The sequence below is a fragment of the Achromobacter sp. 1011811831 genome, assembly GCF_059760905.1.
The window spans coordinates 1-297 of sequence record NZ_JCBANG010000241.1 but is presented as its reverse complement, the minus strand read 5'-3'; the positions used below and the strand labels follow the sequence as shown (position 1 = coordinate 297).

General features: G+C 64.3%; 1 protein-coding gene. It reads right to left on the bottom strand.

The annotated features are described in order from the left end of the window. Nucleotides 1–297: VCBS domain-containing protein (locus tag AC6LJ9_RS30795; RefSeq protein WP_498150479.1), on the bottom strand; the 297-nt coding region annotated here is incomplete at both ends.

Genomic DNA, 297 nt, shown 5'->3' with positions numbered 1-297 from the left:
GATGGTCGGGGCGTCGTTGGTGCCGTTGACGGTGATGGTGACCGTGCCCTTGGTGCCGTCGGCGGTGACGACTTCGAAGGTCTCGGTCAGCTTCTCGCCGGCGCCCAGGGCCTGGACCTTGGGATCGCTGTTGTTGAGCTCGTACTTCCAGTTGCCGTTGGCGTCGATGGAGAACTTGCCATGCGTGCCGGCGGTGTCGGTCTGGGGCTTGAACACGGCTTCGCCCTTGTCGGGGTCGACCACGTCCAGCTTGCCGTTGGCGGTGAGCTTGTCGTCTTCGGTGACGGAACCCTTGTC